This is a genomic window from Spirosoma panaciterrae DSM 21099, assembly GCF_000374025.1.
Lineage (GTDB): Bacteria > Bacteroidota > Bacteroidia > Cytophagales > Spirosomataceae > Spirosoma > Spirosoma panaciterrae.
The window spans coordinates 1-21418 of sequence record NZ_KB893218.1; the positions used below are offsets into that span (position 1 = coordinate 1).

21 protein-coding genes are annotated in these 21418 nt (G+C 48.7%); 14 read left to right on the top strand and 7 right to left on the bottom strand.

Going from position 1 to position 21418, the window contains the following annotated elements; genetic code table 11:
• On the bottom strand, nt 1-237 hold a 237-nt coding region (locus tag B153_RS0128910), incomplete at its 3' end, for a helix-turn-helix domain-containing protein (RefSeq protein ID WP_020597989.1).
• Nucleotides 238-396: 159 nt separating this feature from the next.
• Here B153_RS0128910 and B153_RS0128915 point away from each other — a divergent pair.
• From B153_RS0128915 to B153_RS0128930, 4 genes are all read left to right on the top strand, one after another.
• A complete protein-coding gene (locus B153_RS0128915) occupies nt 397-789 on the top strand; it encodes a hypothetical protein (protein WP_020600248.1) in 393 nt (130 codons plus the stop codon).
• Between the two features lie 122 nt (nt 790-911).
• Entirely contained in the window at nt 912-2813 is a 1902-nt protein-coding gene (locus B153_RS0128920) for a CocE/NonD family hydrolase (protein ID WP_020600249.1), read from the top strand.
• A gap of 84 nt (nt 2814-2897) precedes the next feature.
• Nucleotides 2898-4001 carry a vWA domain-containing protein gene (locus tag B153_RS0128925; protein ID WP_020600250.1) on the top strand — a complete coding sequence of 368 codons (1104 nt, stop codon included), beginning with the start codon at nt 2898-2900 and terminating at the stop codon, nt 3999-4001.
• Nucleotides 4002-4299: 298 nt separating this feature from the next.
• Nucleotides 4300-4986: a uracil-DNA glycosylase family protein gene (locus B153_RS0128930; protein ID WP_020600251.1), complete on the top strand. Its 687-nt coding sequence runs from the start codon at nt 4300-4302 to the stop codon at nt 4984-4986.
• A 55-nt stretch (nt 4987-5041) separates the two neighbouring features.
• Here the strand turns inward: B153_RS0128930 and B153_RS0128935 are convergent, their stop codons facing one another.
• A complete protein-coding gene (locus B153_RS0128935; RefSeq protein WP_020600252.1) occupies nt 5042-5569 on the bottom strand; it encodes a lipocalin family protein in 528 nt (175 codons plus the stop codon).
• A 247-nt stretch (nt 5570-5816) separates the two neighbouring features.
• Between B153_RS0128935 and B153_RS0128940 the strand changes: the two genes are divergently transcribed.
• From B153_RS0128940 to B153_RS0128950, 3 genes are all read left to right on the top strand, one after another.
• Complete coding sequence (locus B153_RS0128940) at nt 5817-7166, top strand: alpha-L-fucosidase (protein ID WP_020600253.1); 1350 nt, start codon at nt 5817-5819, stop codon at nt 7164-7166.
• A 108-nt stretch (nt 7167-7274) separates the two neighbouring features.
• Nucleotides 7275-7595 carry a heavy metal-binding domain-containing protein gene (locus tag B153_RS0128945; RefSeq protein ID WP_020600254.1) on the top strand — a complete coding sequence of 107 codons (321 nt, stop codon included), beginning with the start codon at nt 7275-7277 and terminating at the stop codon, nt 7593-7595.
• Nucleotides 7596-7866: 271 nt separating this feature from the next.
• Nucleotides 7867-8607: an SGNH/GDSL hydrolase family protein gene (locus B153_RS0128950; RefSeq protein ID WP_157634949.1), complete on the top strand. Its 741-nt coding sequence runs from the start codon at nt 7867-7869 to the stop codon at nt 8605-8607.
• An 81-nt stretch (nt 8608-8688) separates the two neighbouring features.
• Here the strand turns inward: B153_RS0128950 and B153_RS0128955 are convergent, their stop codons facing one another.
• Nucleotides 8689-10221 (bottom strand): P-loop NTPase family protein, encoded by a 1533-nt coding sequence (locus B153_RS0128955; protein ID WP_020600256.1) that lies wholly within the window; start codon nt 10219-10221, stop codon nt 8689-8691.
• A gap of 194 nt (nt 10222-10415) precedes the next feature.
• Here B153_RS0128955 and B153_RS0128960 point away from each other — a divergent pair, with 194 nt between their 5' ends.
• Nucleotides 10416-12209 carry an IPT/TIG domain-containing protein gene (locus B153_RS0128960; protein WP_020600257.1) on the top strand — a complete coding sequence of 598 codons (1794 nt, stop codon included), beginning with the start codon at nt 10416-10418 and terminating at the stop codon, nt 12207-12209.
• A 55-nt stretch (nt 12210-12264) separates the two neighbouring features.
• On the opposite strand, the gene B153_RS0128965 is transcribed toward B153_RS0128960, so the two are convergent.
• Complete coding sequence (locus B153_RS0128965) at nt 12265-13212, bottom strand: 2-hydroxyacid dehydrogenase (protein ID WP_020600258.1); 948 nt, start codon at nt 13210-13212, stop codon at nt 12265-12267.
• 130 nt (nt 13213-13342) lie between these two features.
• Between B153_RS0128965 and pdxA the strand changes: the two genes are divergently transcribed.
• The 4 genes from pdxA to B153_RS0128985 all read left to right on the top strand — a co-directional run bounded on the left by pdxA (nt 13343) and on the right by B153_RS0128985 (nt 17265).
• Nucleotides 13343-14866 (top strand): 4-hydroxythreonine-4-phosphate dehydrogenase PdxA, encoded by a 1524-nt coding sequence (gene pdxA / locus B153_RS0128970; protein ID WP_020600259.1) that lies wholly within the window; start codon nt 13343-13345, stop codon nt 14864-14866.
• A gap of 90 nt (nt 14867-14956) precedes the next feature.
• Nucleotides 14957-15844: a YicC/YloC family endoribonuclease gene (locus tag B153_RS0128975; RefSeq protein WP_026262534.1), complete on the top strand. Its 888-nt coding sequence runs from the start codon at nt 14957-14959 to the stop codon at nt 15842-15844.
• Nucleotides 15845-16083: 239 nt separating this feature from the next.
• The gene (locus B153_RS36115) at nt 16084-16611 is read left to right on the top strand and encodes a hypothetical protein (protein WP_020600261.1); all 528 of its coding nucleotides are present in this window, start codon (nt 16084-16086) and stop codon (nt 16609-16611) included.
• A gap of 12 nt (nt 16612-16623) precedes the next feature.
• Nucleotides 16624-17265 carry a DNA-3-methyladenine glycosylase gene (locus tag B153_RS0128985; RefSeq protein WP_020600262.1) on the top strand — a complete coding sequence of 214 codons (642 nt, stop codon included), beginning with the start codon at nt 16624-16626 and terminating at the stop codon, nt 17263-17265.
• Between the two features lie 4 nt (nt 17266-17269).
• On the opposite strand, the gene B153_RS0128990 is transcribed toward B153_RS0128985, so the two are convergent.
• A complete protein-coding gene (locus B153_RS0128990) occupies nt 17270-17980 on the bottom strand; it encodes a 2-phosphosulfolactate phosphatase (protein ID WP_020600263.1) in 711 nt (236 codons plus the stop codon).
• A gap of 126 nt (nt 17981-18106) precedes the next feature.
• Nucleotides 18107-19198, bottom strand: a complete 1092-nt coding sequence (gene gcvT, locus B153_RS0128995) for a glycine cleavage system aminomethyltransferase GcvT (protein ID WP_020600264.1) — start codon at nt 19196-19198, stop codon at nt 18107-18109.
• Nucleotides 19199-19515: 317 nt separating this feature from the next.
• Here gcvT and B153_RS38415 point away from each other — a divergent pair, with 317 nt between their 5' ends.
• A complete protein-coding gene (locus B153_RS38415) occupies nt 19516-19707 on the top strand; it encodes a hypothetical protein (RefSeq protein ID WP_020600265.1) in 192 nt (63 codons plus the stop codon).
• Nucleotides 19708-19788: 81 nt separating this feature from the next.
• On the opposite strand, the gene B153_RS0129005 is transcribed toward B153_RS38415, so the two are convergent.
• Entirely contained in the window at nt 19789-21057 is a 1269-nt protein-coding gene (locus tag B153_RS0129005; protein WP_020600266.1) for an autotransporter outer membrane beta-barrel domain-containing protein, read from the bottom strand.
• Between the two features lie 158 nt (nt 21058-21215).
• On the opposite strand from B153_RS0129005, the gene B153_RS0129010 reads away from it, so the two are divergent.
• Nucleotides 21216-21418, top strand: a 203-nt coding sequence (locus B153_RS0129010) for a transposase (protein WP_020598204.1), incomplete at its 3' end; no start/stop codon positions are given.

A 21418-nucleotide genomic window follows, 5' to 3' on the forward strand; every position in this document is an offset into this window, starting at 1 on the left:
TCCTGGTTTAGTTTTTAGTCCTTGGAGTCCATCGGTTTTAAAGCGTTTCAGCCAACTGTTCACACTTACATGGCACATACCCACAATCTGGGCAACATCTTTCGATTTACGGCCAGCCGCTTTGAGCAGGATGGCTTGGCAGCGCATCCGAAAGCTATGGCTGTTGTTAGTTTTCAGTTCACGTTCTAACTCGATCCGTTGGGTATCGGTTAGACCCGGGGTGTTTACTCGGCCCATGAGGGCAAGTTAGAAAATAATGCAAACTATTTTTCGCAGACTACTTATTAAATTTTGATTTAATTCGCTACCTAACGGCCTACCAACAAAACGAAACAAGCATTCTGAGGTTTAAGGGGTTACCCAATAATTCATTAAACAACAAAACTCAGAATAGCCATGAAAACGATTTGTGCCTCGATCCTTTTTATAAGCTTATCAGCAACCCTTGCGACCGTGTGTTCGGCTAATCCAGCCGGAAAACTTCCCCTCAACAATCCGATCTACTCAAGCCGAAATTACAAGCAGCCTTATTCGTCAAAATGGCAGGAGCAATCCGCAATCTCTGGTACCGATCAGGCTTTTTACAATACCCGGCTGGCCGACTACAAGCACCTTACATGCGAAACTAATCTGGCAATCGGCAGCTTATCATCCCATGTATCGACCAGTAGGCGTAGCAATCAAAATTATAAAACGCAGCATGGGGCCACCTGGCAACCAACTCTTACCGAGGAAGCCCATCCTGTGATAAAGCACCACAAACATCACCACAACACCGTCGGGAATTAATTCCCGTATGCTTTCGCGTATTGAATGTACAAACAGGCAGCGTGGCTTTTAAGGCTACGCTGCTTTGTTTTATGCCAATAAATGCGCTAATTCGATTACTTCTCTTCTTAACGAACAGCTTAATGAAACACTGCTCCTACCTGACAAGCCTGCTACTGGTATTCGTGATTGGCCCAATTTGTCAGACACTGGCCCAGGCACCCCAGGAAGACCTTTTCAAAAAACTTCAGGAGATTGCCATCATCGAACAGAAGGTGATGATGCCCATGCGCGACGGCGTCCGACTCGCTACTGATATTTACCGGCCCAAAACTGAGCAGAAAGTTCCGATTATTTTCTCCAAAACCCCGTACAACTTCAACGCCTGGGGCGATGGCGAACAACATCAAAATGCATATCAGGCAGCTCTGGATGCCGTCAAACGAGGCTATGCCTATGTGGTGCAGAACGAACGAGGCAAGTTTTTCTCCGAAGGCGAATGGGACATTCTGGGTCCGCCCACAACCGATGGCTACGATGCCTTTAGCTGGATGGCCAAACAACCCTGGTCGAATGGAAAGATTGGTACATATGGTTGCTCATCCACAGCCGAATGGCAGATGGCCGTAGCCGCTCTGGATCACCCGGCCCATGCGGCTATGGTGCCGATGGGCTTTGGCGCAGGGGTTGGTCGGGTTGGTCAGTTTTACGAACAAGGCAACTGGTACCGGGGTGGCGCTCAACAGATGTTATTTACAACCTGGCTCTACGGCACCCAAACCGATGCATTTGCCCGGCCACTTTTCCCAAAAACCGCCACCAGTGAGGACTTAACCCGCGTATCACGCTTTTATGACCTGGCTCCCGAAATGCCCCGCGTCGATTGGGCGCAGGGATTGAAGCATTTGCCCGTACAAGACATCATTAAAAATGTGAATGGACCAAAGGGCGTTTACGAAAAAATGATCGTTCGTAAACCCAATGACCCCGACTGGTACAAAGGTGGTCTTTACCACGATACTATGCCGTTTGGTGTACCGAGTTTCTGGTTCGCGTCCTGGTACGACGTTTCGACGGGACCAAATCTGGCGCTGTTCAATCACGTCCGAAAAAACGCGACCGACCCGCAGGTACGCGACAACCAGTATCTAGTGATTGCCCCGACCCTGCACTGCGCCTACAAACGAGCCTCCGAAAACACGATTGTAGGCGAACGTAGCGTTGGCGATGCCCGACTCGATTATGATGGCCTCATTTATGGCTGGTTCGACTATTGGCTCAAGGGCGAACCCAACGACATTCTGAAAAAGACCCCACACGTTCGCTACTATACGATGGGTTCGAACAAGTGGCAAACCGCCGATACCTGGCCCCCGGCCAATGCTGAACTGACCACCTACTATCTCTCCAGCAATGGACGAGCCAACAGCCTGTATGGCGACGGTAAGCTGACCACCAAGTCATTGGGCAAAGACGAAAAACCCGATGCTTTCACCTACGACCCCATGTACCCAGTACCTTCTTACGGTGGTAATGTATGCTGCGCGGGCAATTCCGTACAGGGGGGCTCGTTTGATCAGCACCAGATGGAAACCCGGCAGGATATTCTGGTCTACACTACCGAACCGTTTGCCGATGGTGTCGAAGTAACAGGCTCTATCGAATCGACGTTGTATGTCTCTTCCGATGCTAAAGACACGGATTTTACCGTTAAACTAATTGATGTTTACCCCGACGGCAAAGCCTATAACCTGGACGAAACGATCTTGCGGGCTCGTTATCGCGAAGGGTTCGATAAAGAAGTATGGATGGACAAAGGGAAAGTCTATAAACTCACCCTAAGCCCCATGTCGACCAGTAATTATTTTGCACCTGGCCATCGGATTCGGGTCGAAATAGCGAGTAGTAACTTCCCGCGATTTGATCGGAACCTGAACACGGGAGGCAACAACTACGACGAAACCAAGGCTGTAGTGGCCCATAACCAGGTCTTTCATTCGGCACAATATCCGTCGCAGATCCGTTTACCAATCGTAAAGAAGTAAGGCGAACAAATCCGTAAACCATACTGTTCTCCTGATACCGGCAGTTTGCTCTTTGGCTCCGATTCATTCTTTCGCTCTTTAACTATGAAAGGCTTTCAATTCTCCGACTATATACCTCCTGAGCAAAAAGGAGGCAGCAACTTCGACAAGCTGCTCAATATCTTTCAGCAACTGCTGCTCATGACCTCCGGCGATGTGGAACAGGCTATGTCGTGGATGAGTCAGCTTGATCGGCAGTATGGCCTCACCGACGATAAGTATGGCATCGGTAACTTCTTCGACGACCTCAAAGAAAAAGGGTATATCAGCGAAGAAAACCAGGAAGGCCGCATTGTGATGACCCCAAAGAGTGAGCAAACCATCCGACGCAGTGCGCTGGAAGAAATTTTTGGGAAGCTCAAACGCTCCAAATCGGGCGGAAACCACAATACACCCTATACCGGCACTGGCGACGAACTGAGCAGTGATCTCCGCAGCTACCAGTTTGGCGATACACTGGAGCAGATTTCAATGACGGAATCGATCAAAAATGCGCAGATCAATAGTGGCGTGGAAGAGTTTCGTCTGATGGAGCGCGATCTGGAAGTCACGGAGAAAGAGCAGAAAACTCAGACTTCGACCGTATTGATGATCGACATTAGCCACTCGATGATTCTGTACGGCGAAGATCGGATTACCCCTGCCAAAAAGGTAGCGCTGGCTTTGGTCGAACTGGTTAAACAGAAATACCCAAAAGACACGCTCGATATTGTGGTATTTGGCAACGATGCCTGGCAGATTCAGGCGAAAGACCTGCCGTACCTGGAAGTGGGCCCTTATCATACCAATACCGTTGCCGGTCTTGAATTGTCGATGGACCTGCTTCGTCGGCGGAAGAACAAGAACAAGCAGATTTTCATGATCACCGACGGCAAACCAACCTGCCTGAAAGAGGGGATTAAGTACTACAAAAACTCGTTCGGGCTGGACCGGAAAGTAGTGAGCAAAACCCTGACCCTGGCGGCTCAATGCCGACGACTGGATATTCCCATCACCACCTTCATGATTGCTTCTGACCCCTATCTGAAACAGTTTGTACAGGAGTTCACGAAGGTAAACAACGGTCGGGCCTACTATAGTGGTTTACAGGGTCTGGGCAACATGATGTTTGAAGATTTTCAGCGCAACCGCCGGAAGAATATCAAGTAAAAACTTAAGCTCATATTTGAGAGTCCCATTGAAACACCACGACAAATTTTATTTTTGCTTGGTAGAGTATTGATGTTCAGTTCACTTAGTCTTTTCATTCAAAAGTATCAGGACACGATGAAGAACATAAAACCTAATCAACAGAATATATTTTCTTTACCGAATAAGCTGCTGGGCCTTTTGTATTCGGTAACAACTGCGTGCGCTGCACGGGCGGTATGGGCTTAAGTTATTTTTTTCAATAAAAACAAAGTCGGGCCACTAACCCCGACTTTGTTTTTATACCTCAATAGACCCTATGCCAACCTTTGCGGATAAAGCCATTGCGTATTATAATTCCCTGACCGCTCCTACCCACCTTCCGGCGGGTGTAGATGTTCTGAATCCTTATCAAACCCCAGAGGTGCGCCAGATTGTCGGAGCGTTTTACAGCAAGTTTTTCAACGATAATCAACCTCGCGTATTTGTACTAGGCATCAATCCGGGGCGGTTTGGCGCGGGCGTAACCGGCATTTCGTTTACCACTCCCCAGAACCTGCGCCGTTACTGTCATATTGCCAACACGCTTGCCGACACGCCCGAACTATCGAGTCGATTCATTTATCAGGTTGTGGAGGCATTTGGGGGAGCCGAAGCTTTTTACGGGCAATTTTTTCTAACCTCCCTGTTTCCCCTCGCCCTGACGAAGAGTGGGAAAAACTATAATTTTTACGACGACCGCGCTACTACCGAGACCCTGTGGCCAAGCATTGCCGAAACAGTACGAACGCAGATCGGCTTCGGGTGCAATCGCCGGGTAGCCGTATGTCTGGGGCGGAAAAATGAAACGTATCTGAAACGACTAAACGACCAGCAAGGCTTTTTCGGACGAATCGTAACCCTCGATCATCCACGTTATATTTTGCAATACAGAACCAAAGACGCTCCCCTGTATCTGGAGAAATACGTAGCAACCCTGCACGACTGCCTTACCGAAACCCCATAAAAAAGCCGATCGGCTACCTACAACCAATCGGCTTCTTTGAGCGGTCTGTACCGTTTTATACTTTCGTCAATTCCATCGTGTACGTGTACGTCTCGTCCTTACCGTCGCCATCCAGATCTTCCGTTTCCTGGCTCGACAACTTCAACGTATTCCCACTTACCGAAGCATCGTATACCGACACATCTGTGCCACTGGTAATCGTCAGTTTACTACCATCCAGCTTCCAGGTCGAATTGTCGTCGATTGGATTCACATCATCCATCGTTGTGTTGCATTTTGGACCCGCTTTACCCGTTACTTTACCTCCACTGTTGAAGGTAACCACCGTTGTTGTCAGGCATTCAACAATATCGTTACCGCTGGGATATAATTTATAGATGCTCAGCAGGTCATTGGTTTTCTGACCATTTCCCAGATCGATGGCCGGATTGATTTTATACCCCGAAATGCGCCAGCTTCCTTCAACAACCGATGTTGAAGGTGTTACCGTACTATCACCACCGTTTTTACAGCTACTAAACCACATGGGCAGAGCCATTACCAGGGCCCATGCCATCAACCGAATTACGTTCGTATTTTTCATTGTTCATTACTAATGTTTGCTCAAAAGTAGAGCGGGCATGAGACTACAAAAAATCAAGCTGAGTGAGCGGTCGATTAGCGAATGAAGGCTGATTGAGCGGTCGAAATACAAAAAAACAGCCCATGGGCTGGCATCTTCATGCGCTTGCTGTTTCTTTGAAGTAGGATGTAGCCATCCCTTGACCCTGAACCGATCCTGTCGGGTAAAAATGACATCGGCATTCCCTAAAAAGATAACTCCAATCCGTATGCGTACTGTTTTCTCCTTTCTGCTTACCTGCCTCAGTCTGTCGCTATTGGCCCAGACAGGCTACCAACCCGCGCCCGAAAACCTGGCTGCTCGAAAAGCCTTTCAGGACGATAAGTTCGGACTATTCATTCACTGGGGTGTATATAGCATCCTGGGTGATGGTGAATGGGTGATGAACAATCGGCAAATACCAGTCAAGGATTACGAACGACTCCCATCTTTTTTCAATCCGACCGCTTTCGATGCCAAAGAGTGGGTCGCGATGGCCAAAAATGCGGGTATGAAGTACATCACCATTACCAGCAAGCACCACGATGGGTTTGCCATGTATGACTCCAACGTATCGGATTACGACATTGTGGACCGGACGCCCTATAAAAAAGATGTGCTAAAAGCCTTGGCCGATGAATGCCGGGCACAGGGAATTAAGCTCTTCTTTTATCACTCGCACCTCGACTGGCACCACCCCGATTATTACCCACGTGGTCGAACAGGTTTGCACACAGGTCGGCCGGAGCGGGGTAATTTTGAGAACTATCTCAAGTACATGGACACCCAACTCACGGAGCTACTGACCAATTATGGCCCAGTGGGTGGTATCTGGTTCGATGGCTGGTGGGATCAATCGGCCGACGACGCTGGTCATACCGGAAGTGGTACGCCTGCCAGCAAAACGGGTATCGACTGGCACCTCGACCGAACCTATTCACTTATCCACAAACTTCAGCCAGCCGCACTGATCGGTAATAACCACCATGTAGCTCCGTTCCCCGGCGAAGATTTCCAGATGTTTGAGAAAGATTTGCCCGGTTCAAAAACCACGGGTTTCAACGAAGCACAAACCATTGGCCAGCTACCGCTCGAAACCTGCGAAACGATGAATGGCGCCTGGGGATTTAACATCAAGGACAACCGCTATAAGAGTACGAAAGAGCTGGTTCGTTATCTGGTAAAAGCGGCTGGCCATAACGCCAATTTCCTGCTGAATGTTGGGCCAATGCCTAATGGCAAAATCCAGCCTGAATTTGTGAAAACACTTGGCGAGATGGGGCAGTGGATGCAGAAGAACGGCGAAACCATTTACGGTACTCGTGGGGGGCCGGTTGACGCTCGAAACTGGGGTGTTACTACTGCTAAAGGCGATAAAGTGTATGTCCACATCCTGGACTGGCAGGACCGCCAGCTTACTTTACCGGCTATGGCGGGTAAAATCCGATCCGCGAAACTCTTTACCGACAAAACGCCCGTCAAATTTACCCAGTCGCCCGAAGGGGTTGTGCTGACGATGAACAGCGCCCCTTCTACTGATGCCATCGACACCATTATTGAACTGGACGTAAGCAACTAGCGATCCGGCATTCGATTTATAGCGAACAGGGTGTCGTTACTATAAACTATAAATCGAATACCATAAACCTTTCTAACTTTACAATCCAAACTGTCTTCCCCCTCAACAATGCTAATAACAACTACGCCTAATATTGAACACAAACAAATTTCAAAATACATCGGCCTGGTCAATGGTGAAGCGATCATCGGAGCTAATCTCGTAAAAGACTTTTTCACGTCCATAAAAGATGTTGTAGGTGGTCATAGCGGTGCCTATGTACAAGCCCTTCGAGAAGCCAAAAGTATTGCGATCAAAGAGATGATCGATCAGGCATCCCGGCTCGGAGCCAATGCCATTATCGGTGTCGATCTGGATTATCAGACCATTGGCAGCAATGGAGCCATGCTTATGGTCAGTGCCAACGGCACGGCTGTAGTCGTCGAATAGGTTGCCCTATGCCAGGCTCTCCTCCGTATTTTGCTCTCGATCGAGTGCCTGACAACCGGCTGCCACAAACCTGATCCTAATTAAATTGCAATTAATGGCGTATTTGTTCAGGCTTTGATAAGCTGTGCAAATACGCCATTCTTATATAAGTCTCAGATAATAAATAGTCTTTTTAATCTCTTTAATATCTATTTAATTGTATTTTATAAGACAATCTGCCACGTTGCATAGAATTTGTAGGTAGTGATCTATGTATTTAGTTCACTACGCTATGAAAATAGTCATCATTGGTGGTTGTCATGTCGGCAATTACGCGATCCCTCCTCACCTTGGTTTTGTTCAAAAATGGGCAGCGCATTTAGAAAGCCTGACAGACGAATCTACGCAGAGTATATGCCACAGTATGGTTAGTCTGAATCAGGTAGATGATCTGATTACGCAGCACAAAGTCGAACTGATGCAGGCCGACCTGATTGTTCTTCAGCTAGGTCATTATGAGCTTTCCTGGCGCAAACGCTTTCGCGAGCTTTTTCAACACCTGCCTTCTCCAACAACGCCAAAGCCCTATCAACCCAAACCCTTGCCGAACATGGCCGGAACAAGGCCGATTCCCTACCAACAACGGCTAAAGGATCGGTTAAAAGCCGCCTTCCTGACACTCTATAAAGCTCGGTATGGTCAACTTCCGTATCTACAGCAATTCGACCAACGGCTGATACAGACTTTGGCTTTATTGGGTCCCTATCAGGCGAAAGTAGTCGTCCTGACCCCTTTTCCAAGCTTACACCCTGTCGATCAATGGCTTCGCCGAGAAAGTATCCCTACTATTTACAAATGCATTCGGCAAAATGGTTTTCAACTGGTGGATACCTTTAGAGCCATTCCTCGAAAAGCCGCTTATTTTCTGGCCGATGGCGCCCATCTGAATACCCTGGGCCATTCGGCTGTTGCGCTTCTTCTGAGCGAACTGCCCATATATACAGCATTTCTGGAAAAAATCGATTGTCTATAATCTATGCAAAAGGGCGCTACAGGGTCAAAATCACCTGTAAGCGCCCTTTCATGTAAAATTTATGATCAGCCGATGGCTGACTTAATAGCGATCGTCGTCCTCCTCGTCGTCTTCCTCGCCGAAGTTTTGACCTGGATTGAACATCGAGCCCAATAGATCTTTGAACGACTGCCCAGTATCCATCGCTTTTTTACCGACCAATGAATGTTCAGCCAGGCCGTGTAGGGCAAATTCCATCATAAACAGCTTTTCGGGCTTGCTCAGACGAGGATGAAACTGATCGACAACGTCGTCTAATCCATCAATGGTACGTAAACGAGCCTCATAGTCGCGGTTGCTCAGGTCATTCAGAATATCCATGGTATTACCGTCGCCAAACCAGTCCGTTATTTTCTTGTATGGATTGCCGCGCTTGTCTTTTTTCGCTTTTTCGGGGTTAGGGAAATACTGCAGGAACTGATTCCGAATGGCTTTACCAATCAGGTTTTGCGCCACAATCACCGGCCCTTCTACTTCACCCTCGTATACCAGTTCTACCTTACCGCAAATGGCGGGCACCACACCATACAGATCGGCAATGCGCACATAGGTATCGCGTTCGCCATTGAGCAGTGTCCGACGCTCGGCCGATGAAAGCAGGTTCTCATACGCCGAAATGGTCATCCGGGCCGAAACCCCACTCTTCGAGTCCACATATTCGCTCTCGCGGGCTTCCAGAGCCACCTGTTCGATCAAATCAGCGACCAGATCGTTGGTTTTTACCATGCCTTTCTGCTCCGTTTTTACGATAGCTTCCTGCATCGTGATCTTCTTCCCGATTTCGATGGATTTCGGATAGTGGGTCACGATTTGCGAGTCGATCCGATCTTTCAATGGCGTTACAATACTACCCCGGTTGGTGTAATCCTCAGGGTTAGCCGTAAATACGAACTGAATATCGAGGGGCAGCCGGAGTTTAAAACCCCGTATCTGAATATCGCCCTCTTGCAGAATATTAAACAGCGACACCTGAATACGCGCCTGTAAATCGGGCAATTCATTAATTACGAAAATACAGCGGTGTGAGCGCGGTATCAGCCCGAAGTGAATCGTTCGCTCGTCGGAATAAGGCAATTTGAGCGTAGCGGCTTTGATCGGGTCCACATCGCCAATGAGGTCGGCCACCGACACATCGGGCGTAGCCAGCTTCTCGGTATAGCGGTCGTTACGATGCAGCCACGCAATGGGAGCCTGATCCCCTTTTTCGGCGATCAGGTCGACTGAATAGCGCGAGATCGGGTTCAGTGGATCGTCGTTGAGTTCAGACCCAGCCACAACCGGAATGTATTCATCCAGCAAATTAACCATCAGTCGGGCAATACGGGTTTTAGCCTGTCCGCGCAAACCCAGCAGGTTAATGTGGTGCATGGATAGAATAGCCCGTTCAACGTCAGGAATCACGGTATCTTCATACCCCCAAATACCGGGAAAAACGACTTCCTTTTCCTTGATTCGCTCAATTAAATTTTCCCGCAATTCCTGCTTGATTGAGCGGGATTCATACCCGGCTGCTTTCAGCTCACCGAGTGTAGTAATGGCCAATAATTTTGATGATTTCAGATTGCGGTAGTTCATTTTCTCTTTAATGATGAACGATAAATGATGAATGATAATGTCAATCCTACTTCTTAGGGCTTCATCATCGCTCCGGCGACCCGGTCATCATTCATCATTACAGTAACAGGCTTTCGAAAGAAATGGTTTTTGGACGCTTAAAATGACTAATTTTACCAATTATATGCGCCGGGAAGATGATCCCGTTGCCATCTATGAACTCGACACGAACACGCTTTATTCTCTTTCTTGTACTTATTGGCCTGGTGGGCTGTCGCGTACAAAACAACCCTCCTGAACTTATCAGCATAGCTCCCAAAGAAGCTTTTGTAAGCGATAGCGTTCGCTTGAAGGGGTATCAGTTTGGGGCCAATCCGGTCGTGACATTTAGCACATCTAAATCGGTTGTAACGGCCCCCATTCAAAGTTACGACGACAATACCATCCTTATTCGGGTACCCATAACCGCCCCCGATATGAATCAGGTCCGCGTGCAAACGGATCAGGGAGTATCGGACCCACTCCCATTCAACGTTAAACAACCACCGCCCATTTTAACCTCGGTTACTCCTACCAACGGACTGCCGGGAACGGTTGTAACGATTTCGGGCAATTTTCTCAACCAGGTTACCCGTATTCGCTTCGATAACATAGATGCTATTGTAAAAGACAGTACCGCCAAACAATTAACAATCGTTGTCCCTCCCAATGCCCCGCGTGGTCCATCGGCCCTGGCCGTTGAAACGAAAGGGGGGAATCTAACCTCAAGGTTTATTGTTGCCGGAACCCCACAAATTACCCGCATCAATCCTACGCAGGCGAAAGCAGGAACAGCGCTGGTAGTTCAGGGTAAAAATTTAACCGATGGCGTCCTAAGCATCAATGGGCTGGTTACCGACAAAGCCGTAACAACGGTCACCGACACCGTGATCCGCACCACGATTCCGGCTACGGCTACTTCCGGCCTGGTATCGGTTCGGGTTTTCGAAACACTCGTTGCTACTAGTACCGATTCGTTGAAGATTATTGCTCAGCCCTTTATCACCAACCTAATGGCGCGAGACGGCATTGCCGGGGACAAACTGATTATTCAGGGGCTTAACCTCCAGAGCGTAACCAGTGTATCGTTTGGAAATGTTGCCGTTCCTTTCCGGATTCTGAGCAGCAACCAAATTGAAGCCACTGTACCGGCTTTGACGACTTCGGGCAACGTCACAATTTCGGCCAACAGTATCGGCGGTACGGCTACCGCTACCGATCCTTTTTTCTTTTATCTGCCTCCGTCTAATCTGTCCTTAACCCCAGCCCGCCAATTGAACGGGCGCCCGATGACCGTTTCGGGTAAAAATCTGTATCGGATCACGGATGTGAAAGTAAGCGGTATTGCCGTTCCCATCACCAGCCGTAATGAAGGAATCGATTTACTCATTGGCATACCAGAAAATGCGGTTAGCGGTCCGATCACGGTAACCAGCCGGGCAGGTACGGCCTCTGTTCCCCTCGTTATTGTTCAAAAACCTACTGTTACCAGCCTGCTTCCGGTCAAAGCGAGAGTGGGTGAGCGGATCGTTTTAAGTGGTGATTTTCTCCAGGATGCGCAGATTTATTTTACGGGCTCAGCCAGTCCAGCGGCCGATGGCGGCAAAAATACCGATACCGAACGGTGGGTACTGGTGCCTGCCGATGCGCAAGTTGGGCCATTACGGATTGTGAACATAGCGGGCGAAGTCACAACAACGAGTTCGTTTACCCCAATCCGTCTGGCTACCATCACCGACTTTACGCCCAAAAGCGCAGCCATTGGCGCTGAGGTTACCATAACGGGTCAAAATCTATCGACGGTTACTGCTGTTCGATTCAGTGGAGGAACCTCATCGTCTGCTACGTTCCGTATATCGGGCAATTCGCTCATTGCAACCGTACCCGCCGGTGCTACCACCGGCCAAATCTGCCTGACCAATGATGCGGGGACCAGTTGTACGACGTCAAATCTTACAGTGACGAAGTAAAAGCCGTGCCGTGGCAGTCACCAACGTCCGTTTCTGATGACTACCACGGCTATTCTTACTGGCCAACGCTCTCAACCAACTGGGTTACCAGTACCTCATTGATCCGCACGTAGCTTTCATGCGTCCACCCGGCAACGTGTGGCGTCAGAACAACCCGGTCCGACTGGCGGAGATAATCGAAGGCTACCTGTTGATCGGGGGTTAATTTGGCCAATTTTTCATTTTCCAGAACGTCCAGCGTAGCCCCTCGAACTTTACCACTTTCCAGCCCACGCACGATAGCCGCCAGCGATACAATTTCGCCCCGGGCTATATTGTTCAGGTAAAACGGTTTGGCAACCTGCCCGATAAACGCATCATTCACCCACATACGGGTTTCATCAGTCAGCGGAATATGCAGACTGATTATATCGGCTTCCGCCATCACCTGCTCCATCGTTGCTTCTTCGGCAAAGGCATCGCCGTAGCTGGACAGAAACTTATCGTACGCCAACACCCGACAGCCAAAGCCACTCAGGCGTTTAGCTGTGGCACGGCCATTGTTCCCATACCCAATCAGCCCAACAGTCAGACTACCGAGTTCGTATCCCCGGTTTCCTTCACGGTCCCAGATACCTTGCCGAACCTCCCGGTCGGCTTTCAGAATATTCGCCAATAGGGCCAGAAGCATGCCTACCGTATGTTCGGCTACGGCATCCCGATTTCCAGCCCCGGCATGAAACACAGCAATACCACGCGCTTCGGCTTCTTCCAGATCAATCAAATCCAGACCCGCCCCAGCCCGTCCAATAAACTGTAGATTAGGCGCATGGCTCAACAATTCGTGGTCGACCGTAGTTTTGCTTCGAATAATCAACCCCTGAAAAGGCGCAAGGGCAGTTAGTAGTTCAGCACGGCTGATTTTTGGTTGATAATCAAACTGAAAGCCAGCTTCGGTCAGCATGGCAAAAAGCGACGGGTGCATTTCGTCGGCAATGAGAATAGATCGTTGACTCTGGAACATCCGGGGTTATTCGTAACTTGCAGCAATATAAGTGAAGAATCAAAAGAAAAAGGTGAAGAATATAGCGAACGCTTGTTTTCATTCTTCACGTTTCACTCTTTGAAAATCGTGGCGAAACTACAAAAAGTACATGGAACAACGCCAACCTAACGAAGCTAATCAACCCCGCACCAACCCATCGAACGGGTCGAAGCCTGACGCACGTCCAGCCGAAGCACAGCCGCAAACGCCAAACTATCAGCGTACGGGCAATCAGCACCCCAATAATCGTCAGGGCGCTCCTTTTCGAGACAATCGTAACAACAATACGCCCGTCGATACAGACCCGGCCAATCGCCCGGAACGTCCGCAAAAGTCAGGTCAAAATCAGCGCGATAATCGGCAGCCAAACGGGCGAACGGACGAACAACGTCCCAAAAACCAGCAAAATCAACGGGATAATCGGCAAGAAAATCGGCAATCCAATCCGAATCAGCGGCCCAATGAAGCCCGGCAGCGCGATGATAATCGATCAGGTAGGGAGCAAACGCTCCCCCTGCCCCGCGTACAGGAATCGCTCCTGGGCGAAGCCACCTTGCGCGACCTGACGAATCAGCCTAATCAGCCAGCCGAGCATACCAGCCGCGAAGATCGATTAGTGATTGGTATTTCCCTGGGTGATTATAACGGTATTGGGCCAGAGGTAATCCTGAAAGCATTGCAGTACAATCGCTTACAGAAAATCTGCACCCCCGTTATTTACGGCTCTATGCGGATATTGAACCGCTATCGGAACTTACTAAACTTCAAAGACTGGAATCTGAACGGGGCTCAATCCATAAGCCAGATCAGCCATAAGCTAACGAATGTGATTACGTGCTGGCCCGATCAAAACCAGGATATTCAGCCCGGTCGCGTAACCCCCGAAGCGGGTCAGGCGGCATTTGCCTGTTTGCAACGGGCAGTCGATGACCTGAAAGCGGGCAAGCTGGACGCCCTCGTAACGGCCCCCATCAACAAGTACAATATTCAGTCGGAAGAATTTAAATTTCCGGGGCATACTGAATACCTGGCCCAGGAATTTGATGTTCAGGACAATCTGATGTTTATGGTCAGCGGCACCTTACGGGTTGGCGTCGTAACGGGACATATTCCGCTGGGGCGGGTTCGCCAGAACATCACGCGGGACCGCATCGCTCAAAAACTTGCCCTGATGATGAAGTCATTGCGTCAGGATTTTGGCATCGAAAAGCCCCGGATCGCTGTGTTGGGCCTTAACCCTCATGCTGGCGAAGAGGGATTGCTGGGCAATGAAGAGCAGGACATTATCAAGCCGCTGCTTGCCGACTTACTGGACAAAGGCGAACTTGTGTTTGGCCCTTACCCGGCCGACGGTTTCTTTGGCACAAGAGCTTACAAGCATTTTGATGCCGTACTGGCCATGTACCACGATCAGGGACTGATTCCATTTAAGTCGATCGCTTTTGAGGAAGGGGTCAACTTTACCGCTGGTATGCCTGCCGTCAGAACCTCTCCCGACCACGGCACGGCCTACGATATAGCCGGAAAAAACCTGGCTGATGAAACCTCAATGTTACAGGCTATTTACACAGCCATCGACGTAGCCCGACACCGCAAAGAGTTCATAGAACTGGAAGAAGGAGCACTAAAATAAGTTACGGCGTTTTCGGTGGGCTGTTGCCATTCATAAGTCAGACACGGCCCATACGAAACCGTTAACCGAACACAGAAAACTAAACATCGGATGCTAAAATCAATGACTGGCTTCGGCAATGCAACAGTAGAGGCTGGAGGCCTGTCTGTCACGGCTGAGGTTAAAACCCTGAATTCCAAATTCCTGGATATTTACTGCCGAATGCCCCGTCAATTCTCGGATAAGGAAATAGAGTTACGTGCGCTGCTAACGCAGCAACTGGAACGTGGTAAAGTAGAACTCTCCATCAACCTTACCCGTACCAGTATGATACGGCCGGGCGTAACCATCAACCGGCCCTTAGTGCAGGCTTACGTCAGCGATCTGAAGGAAACGGCCAATACGATGCTCATGAGCATACCCGACAGCAACATCCTGCAACTCGCTCTCCAGCAGCCAAATGCTTACCTGACCGAGTCGGCCGACCCGGCTGCCGACGCTTCGGACTGGGCCACGGTGCAGGCTGCCGTTCAGGAAGCCATTCGTCGTTGCGACGCCTTTCGGAAACAGGATGGTGCCATGCTTGAAGGCAAGTTTCAGGAGTATATTCAGATCATTACGGATCGGCTGACCGACGTCGAAGAACAAGATGTTCGACGGATTCCGGCCGTCCGCGATCGGATGCGCAATTCCGTTAAAGAATTGCTAGACAGCGAAACGTTCGATCAGAATCGGTTTGAGCAAGAACTGGTTTACTACGTTGAGAAGTTCGACATCTCCGAAGAAAAAGTACGGCTCAAAAACCACCTGGCTTATTTCCTTGAAGTTTTGATGGGCGAGGAAGCCAATGGCAAAAAACTGAATTTTATCTCCCAGGAAATTGGTCGTGAAATCAATACCATCGGTTCAAAAGCCAACGATGCGGCCATTCAGCGGCTGGTTGTCCAGATGAAAGACGAGCTGGAGAAAATCAAAGAGCAGACGATGAATGTAATTTGAGATATATTCTCCATGAATTCGCATACATTTGAAGACTCAATCTTCCCATCGTATATCATTTCATGTGTAGAATTCGTTTGCTCGGTTTCGGATTATTACTCTGTGGTTTCCTTTCAAGTTGTACACGGTACGCTTTTCATTTTGTATCACCCGATTATAGACCTGAACTGTTAAATCAGACCACTCTAATAAGTCCTTACCTATATCAGGGCATTATTGAATCAGGTAACAAGATCCAGTTGAAAGACTCCTTAAATTATCAGGTAGCTACTCTGCTTGACGAGCAGCTTCCAAAGCATTTGACAGGCATTGAAAACCTGCTTCCCATTAGCCTATCTCCCAGAACTCGCCATGATCTGGAAAAATATTTATTCAACGTTCGGCTCGATAATGAGTACAATCGAAAAAAGATAAGACGGGTTAGGATTCCAGAAGAAATTTGTGAAGAAATCCAGCAAGATGGTAGTCGGTTTGTTATTGTGTTTGTCAGCGATGGTTTCTCTCGAACAATGAGTAATTACAATAGTTTAGCTTCATTAGAGAAAGTTACAAAAACAGCGTTGACAGCGTCATCAATAGCGTTTACATCGTATCGTGTAGGGATACCCAACAGGCGTTATATACAACCGCATTCTAGCAGTTTGGAGCTATTCCTATTAGATACACAAAACCGGGAAATTCTGAAATACCAACGGAATAAACTTGATTTACCCCCAACGAATCCTTTCACCATTAGACAGCATCTAATGGCGCTTTTTATAGAGTAAATATCGGCAAAAATGGTTCTGCTTAAGCTCCCTGTTGGATTCTATCAATCGCACGACACGCTCACGCTGGCCCAGTTGTTGCTCGGCTGTGAGTTGGTTCATGAATCGGCGGAGGGTACAACGGCAGGTATCATTGTCGAAACAGAAGGCTATCTTACCGACGACCCGGCCTGTCATGCGTATCGACGACAAACCGTTCGTAATGCGGCTATGTTTGGCCCTGCCGGTACACTTTACGTGTATCAGATTTACAATCACTACCATTGCATCAACGTCGTAACGGGGCCACAGGGCGTCGGGGAAGCCGTACTGATTCGGGCGCTGGAACCCACCGAAGGTATAGACCTGATGGGCCTCCGACGAAACGAAGCGTTCAAAACAGGGTTCGCCCGCTATCGCAACAACACAATCGACCCAACTACGGCTCAGGGACAGCGTAATCTGGCGAATGGCCCCAGCAAACTGACCATTGCCATGGGTATTGACCGAATGCGGGATAATGGAGCATCACTGACAAACGGACCGATTTATATACGCGGTCCCGTGCTTCACGATTTCGACATGGTCACTACCACACGCATCGGTATAACCCACGGGGCCGATTTACCCTATCGGTACTATATAAAAGGCAATCCGTTTGTCAGTAAGAAATAATCGGCTACACCTTCATATTTACCAGCGCATTGCCACGCAATACAGGTACCACATCATACAGATCGTGTTGCAGGCAGTAGGGAATATCTTTTTGAATACCCAGCCGCTGGAGTCGGCGGATGTGTGATGCATTCGCCATGTAGGCCACCAGATTGTCTTTCCCCTGTACATACAACCGCCAGGCCATGATGGCGCTATCTTCGGCCATAGCATAGCTATCTTTTAAGCGATCGACCAGGGCTCCGGCAAACAGGGTATCTTCCAGGTTCACCCGCCCTTTCCAGCCAGCGCAGAGCACCATTACATCATACCCTTCCGTTTTCAGATACCGTACCAGCGCATCCAGATTCAGAAATGAGCCGACCAGTACTTTCACCGCCGACCGGGACCGGGTAATGGCTAGTGTACCGTTGGTGGTTGTCATGGCGATATTAGCACCCCGAATGCGCTCGTCCATGTAAGTAAACGGCGAGTTGTCCAGCTCGAACCCTTCTACCTTACGGGCATTGCGCTCAGCAGCGGCCAGATAACCACGCTCCTGTAATTCCTTACATTCCTCAACCGTAGCGACGGGAATAATGCTGTTGACGCCATAAGCGAAGGCTGTCACCATGCACGAAGTAGCCCGAAACACATCCGCTACCACCACAATGGTATTTTCAACCGTATGCAGATGGAGTAAATCGGGAGTAAAGCAAACGTCAATTTGTTTCATATTGTCTGAACCCGAATTTACAGGATTTAACTGACCAACCTTGATTGGCTTTCTTTAAAAGCTTTTACCTAATCAAGGTAAGTCGGCCAGTTAAATCCTGTAAATCCAGCCGGACCGCCAGAGCGGTCATTTTTTAACGAAGGGAAGTTTTACGACCTGGGCTTTGAGGAGCCGGTCACGGACCTTAACAAAGATTTCGGTGCCAGGTTTACTATAGGCGGTTTTGATGTAGCCCAGGCCAATGCCTTTGCTCAGCGTAGGCGATTGGGTACCCGACGTTACCTCACCAATGGCATTGCCGTCGGCATCAGCCAATTCATAATGGCTACGGGGAACGCCCCGGTCGATTAATTCAAACCCGACGAGCCGACGTGGAACACCCTGTTCTTTCTGTTCTTTCAGCACATCGGCATCAATAAAGGGGTGCGTAAACTTGGTAACCCAGCCCAGCCCGGCTTCTATGGGCGAAGTTTGGTCGGTAATATCGTTTCCGTAGAGGCAGTAGCCCATTTCGAGCCGGAGCGTATCGCGGGCACCCAGGCCAATTGGCTTAATCCCGTACGGCGCACCCGCTTCCATAATGGCGTTCCAAACCGCTTCGGCCTGGTGGCTCGATACATAAATTTCGAAACCACCCGCGCCCGTATAACCTGTTGCTGAAATGATCACATTGGCATATCCGGCAAAATCGGCTTTCTCAAACGTATAGTACTCCATCAAGGCCAGATCGACTTTGGTAAGCGCCTGTAAAGCTTCAGCAGCTTTTGGACCCTGAACGGCAAACAAACAGGTATCGTCGGAGATGTTGGTCATCGTAACGGGGTAGTCCGATGCATACTGGCTGATCCAGTTCCAATCCTTCTCGATGTTGGATGCATTCACCACGAGCATATACTCCTGATCGCTGATTCGGTAAATCAGCAGATCGTCAACAACACCACCCTGACCATTGGGCAGGTAGCTATATTGGACTTTACCATCGTACAGAATACTGGCATCATTGGCCGATACGCGCTGAATCAGATCCAGGGCACCCTCGCCTTTGAGTATAAACTCGCCCATATGCGAGACATCGAAAATACCGACGCCATTGCGAACGGTGTTGTGTTCTTCCAGATCGGATGAATAGCGAACGGGCATTTCATACCCCGCAAACGGTACGATTTTCGCACCTAACTGCTGATGAATGTGATGGAGAGGAACTTGCTTGAACGACATGAGGGGCGGCTATATGGTAATCTATCGGGTGCTGTACTGTGTAGTTTTTAGCTCAGATTTAGGCATTTTACTTATGCCCTGTTACCGTAAACTATGGTGATTTTTTAACTTGTTGGCTGTTTTGTAGGCTATTTCAGGCAATCCCATGAACTCCTCCCAAGCCAGCGTTAAACTATCGTTTGACAAAACTACGACGAATCTGATCTCCATCAAATTGCGGATGACCTTTCAGCGTGAGCAGCGAAGGTTTTCTTTTCCCATCAAAGAAGGGATTCTGCTGGTCCCACCGGACTTTAACCGCTGGGTATTTCCTACCTGTGCAACGGCATATATCTGGCCGATATTTTCCAGCCTCGCTGAAGGATCTGGACCTACCGGGCAATACCCTGACGTTTGTTGAAAAAAAGACGAACGAAACCCGTAAATCCAATCAGGCTAAGGTGGTGGCAAGTCTGTTTCCGGAAAGCCTACCAATTATCGAACGTTGGGGTACATACTGCATGCTTTAAAAATAATCAATTAATTACTCGTCAAAGTTGACCCTTCACAACCTATTGAGGGTCAATCTTCTCTTATCGTGCAAATAAAGATTACCGTTTCTCCGATAGCTTCTCTTCCAGCGCCTTTATCCGCTTTTCCTGCTCGATACTATGCAGCGTCAACTCCTCGATCTTCTGAAGCAGTAGTGCGTTCATCTTGACCAGGTCCACGCCTTTATCAGCTATCTCCTCCGCTGACGGTACATCGGGTAAGTGTCTGTTCTGCTGGATATAGGCTTCAACGGTCGGAAGGGGTTTAAGCGAATAGCCTGGTGTAAACACCTTATCACTCCACTGAGCCGGATCCTGAATGCGGAGCCGGTAGCGGGCCTTGACCACGTTGCCCTGTCCATCGACCGTTAAGAACTGATCGGAAGCGTTAGCAACCGGACTATCGCTGGTAAGCTGTTCCAGACGAATACCCGACTGGCCAGCCTGATCGGCTCGAACGTGGAGCCGGTTGGTAGGCGCTGAGGTACCGATGCCTACGTTCACCCCATTGCCCAGGATCATGGCATTGCTGACGGCTACCCGGCTATTGGAGCCGATGGCGATGGCGTTTTGGAGTCCATCGTCGGCCTGACTATTGTAGCCCATTAAAACGTTGTCGTCGGATGTGGTGATGGCAGTGCCGGAATTGGGGCCGATGATAATGTTGTTGGAGCCAGTTGTGTTGTTGTAGCCAGCCTGATGACCGAAAAATGTATTGGAAGAACCTATGGTATAGTAACCTGTTTGATACCCTACAAAAGTGTTGGCAGAAGCAGTCGTACTTGTAAAGGCAGAATTAGTACCAATGAACGTATTCTGCTGCCCTACCGTATTGATTCTTCCTGCGTTGAGACCGATAAAGATATTTTCACCACCTGTCGTATTACTCCTTCCCGCATTCACACCGGTAAAAATATTAGCAGAACCAGCCGTATTATCATGACCTGCATCATTACCAAAAAACAAATTATTATCTCCATAGATATTTTCGAACCCGGCTCTATTTCCAAGGAATACATTACTTGTCCCCGAATTATTTTTATATCCTGTTTGACTACCTACAAATACATTTCCTACACCAAATGAATTGGAGAATCCTGAATAGCTACCCACAAATACATTTTCTGAACCAAAACTGTTATTACTTCCCGAAAAGGCACCAACGAATACGTTTGCCTGCATAGCTCCACCAGTTGCCCCTGCTCCACTACCAATGAAAGTATTATTGGTTCCAGGAGTTGATGAGCTTGGCGAAGTAGCTACATAGTTATTCTGCCCAACAACATTAAAAGATATAATAATACTAAAAAGAATAAACAGGTGTTTCATATGGAGGAGGGGGTGAGGATATTTAAAACATTACCACTTTAAGACTTTTGTCAGATTTTTACAGACAAGTGATCGAAACAGGACGGACTTAGAGCTTGTTGGGGAATTGATAAGGACTGGTAGTCGAGTCAACTTTGTATCGACCAAGAAACAAAGTAATGACTAAGCAGTGGCAACCACTGACCGACTACCAGTGGGCAGCAATTTCGCCTTTTTTTAACCTTCAACGCAAGCGTAAACACCAATTACGTGCCGTCATGGATGCCATCTTCTGGATGTTACGCACCGGCTGTCAATGGCGAAACCTGCCGCCTAGCTTTCCGCACTGGCAAGCCGTATACTATTATTTTGACCAGTGGAA

What these genes read in the sequence shown, in the direction of transcription:
- B153_RS0128985 (WP_020600262.1), top strand. Translation starts at nt 16,624, where the DNA reads ATGGTTCTGCTTAAGCTCCCTGTTGGATTCTATCAATCGCACGACACG.
- B153_RS0128920 (WP_020600249.1), top strand. Translation starts at nt 912, where the DNA reads ATGAAACACTGCTCCTACCTGACAAGCCTGCTACTGGTATTCGTGATT.
- B153_RS0128940 (WP_020600253.1), top strand. Translation starts at nt 5,817, where the DNA reads ATGCGTACTGTTTTCTCCTTTCTGCTTACCTGCCTCAGTCTGTCGCTA.
- pdxA (WP_020600259.1), top strand. Translation starts at nt 13,343, where the DNA reads ATGGAACAACGCCAACCTAACGAAGCTAATCAACCCCGCACCAACCCA.
- B153_RS0129005 (WP_020600266.1), bottom strand. Translation starts at nt 21,057, where the DNA reads ATGAAACACCTGTTTATTCTTTTTAGTATTATTATATCTTTTAATGTT.
- B153_RS0128935 (WP_020600252.1), bottom strand. Translation starts at nt 5,569, where the DNA reads ATGAAAAATACGAACGTAATTCGGTTGATGGCATGGGCCCTGGTAATG.
- B153_RS0128965 (WP_020600258.1), bottom strand. Translation starts at nt 13,212, where the DNA reads ATGTTCCAGAGTCAACGATCTATTCTCATTGCCGACGAAATGCACCCG.
- B153_RS0128960 (WP_020600257.1), top strand. Translation starts at nt 10,416, where the DNA reads ATGAACTCGACACGAACACGCTTTATTCTCTTTCTTGTACTTATTGGC.
- B153_RS0128945 (WP_020600254.1), top strand. Translation starts at nt 7,275, where the DNA reads ATGCTAATAACAACTACGCCTAATATTGAACACAAACAAATTTCAAAA.
- B153_RS0128975 (WP_026262534.1), top strand. Translation starts at nt 14,957, where the DNA reads ATGCTAAAATCAATGACTGGCTTCGGCAATGCAACAGTAGAGGCTGGA.
- B153_RS0128925 (WP_020600250.1), top strand. Translation starts at nt 2,898, where the DNA reads ATGAAAGGCTTTCAATTCTCCGACTATATACCTCCTGAGCAAAAAGGA.
- B153_RS0128955 (WP_020600256.1), bottom strand. Translation starts at nt 10,221, where the DNA reads ATGAACTACCGCAATCTGAAATCATCAAAATTATTGGCCATTACTACA.
- B153_RS0128915 (WP_020600248.1), top strand. Translation starts at nt 397, where the DNA reads ATGAAAACGATTTGTGCCTCGATCCTTTTTATAAGCTTATCAGCAACC.
- B153_RS0128990 (WP_020600263.1), bottom strand. Translation starts at nt 17,980, where the DNA reads ATGAAACAAATTGACGTTTGCTTTACTCCCGATTTACTCCATCTGCAT.
- gcvT (WP_020600264.1), bottom strand. Translation starts at nt 19,198, where the DNA reads ATGTCGTTCAAGCAAGTTCCTCTCCATCACATTCATCAGCAGTTAGGT.
- B153_RS0128930 (WP_020600251.1), top strand. Translation starts at nt 4,300, where the DNA reads ATGCCAACCTTTGCGGATAAAGCCATTGCGTATTATAATTCCCTGACC.
- B153_RS0128950 (WP_157634949.1), top strand. Translation starts at nt 7,867, where the DNA reads ATGAAAATAGTCATCATTGGTGGTTGTCATGTCGGCAATTACGCGATC.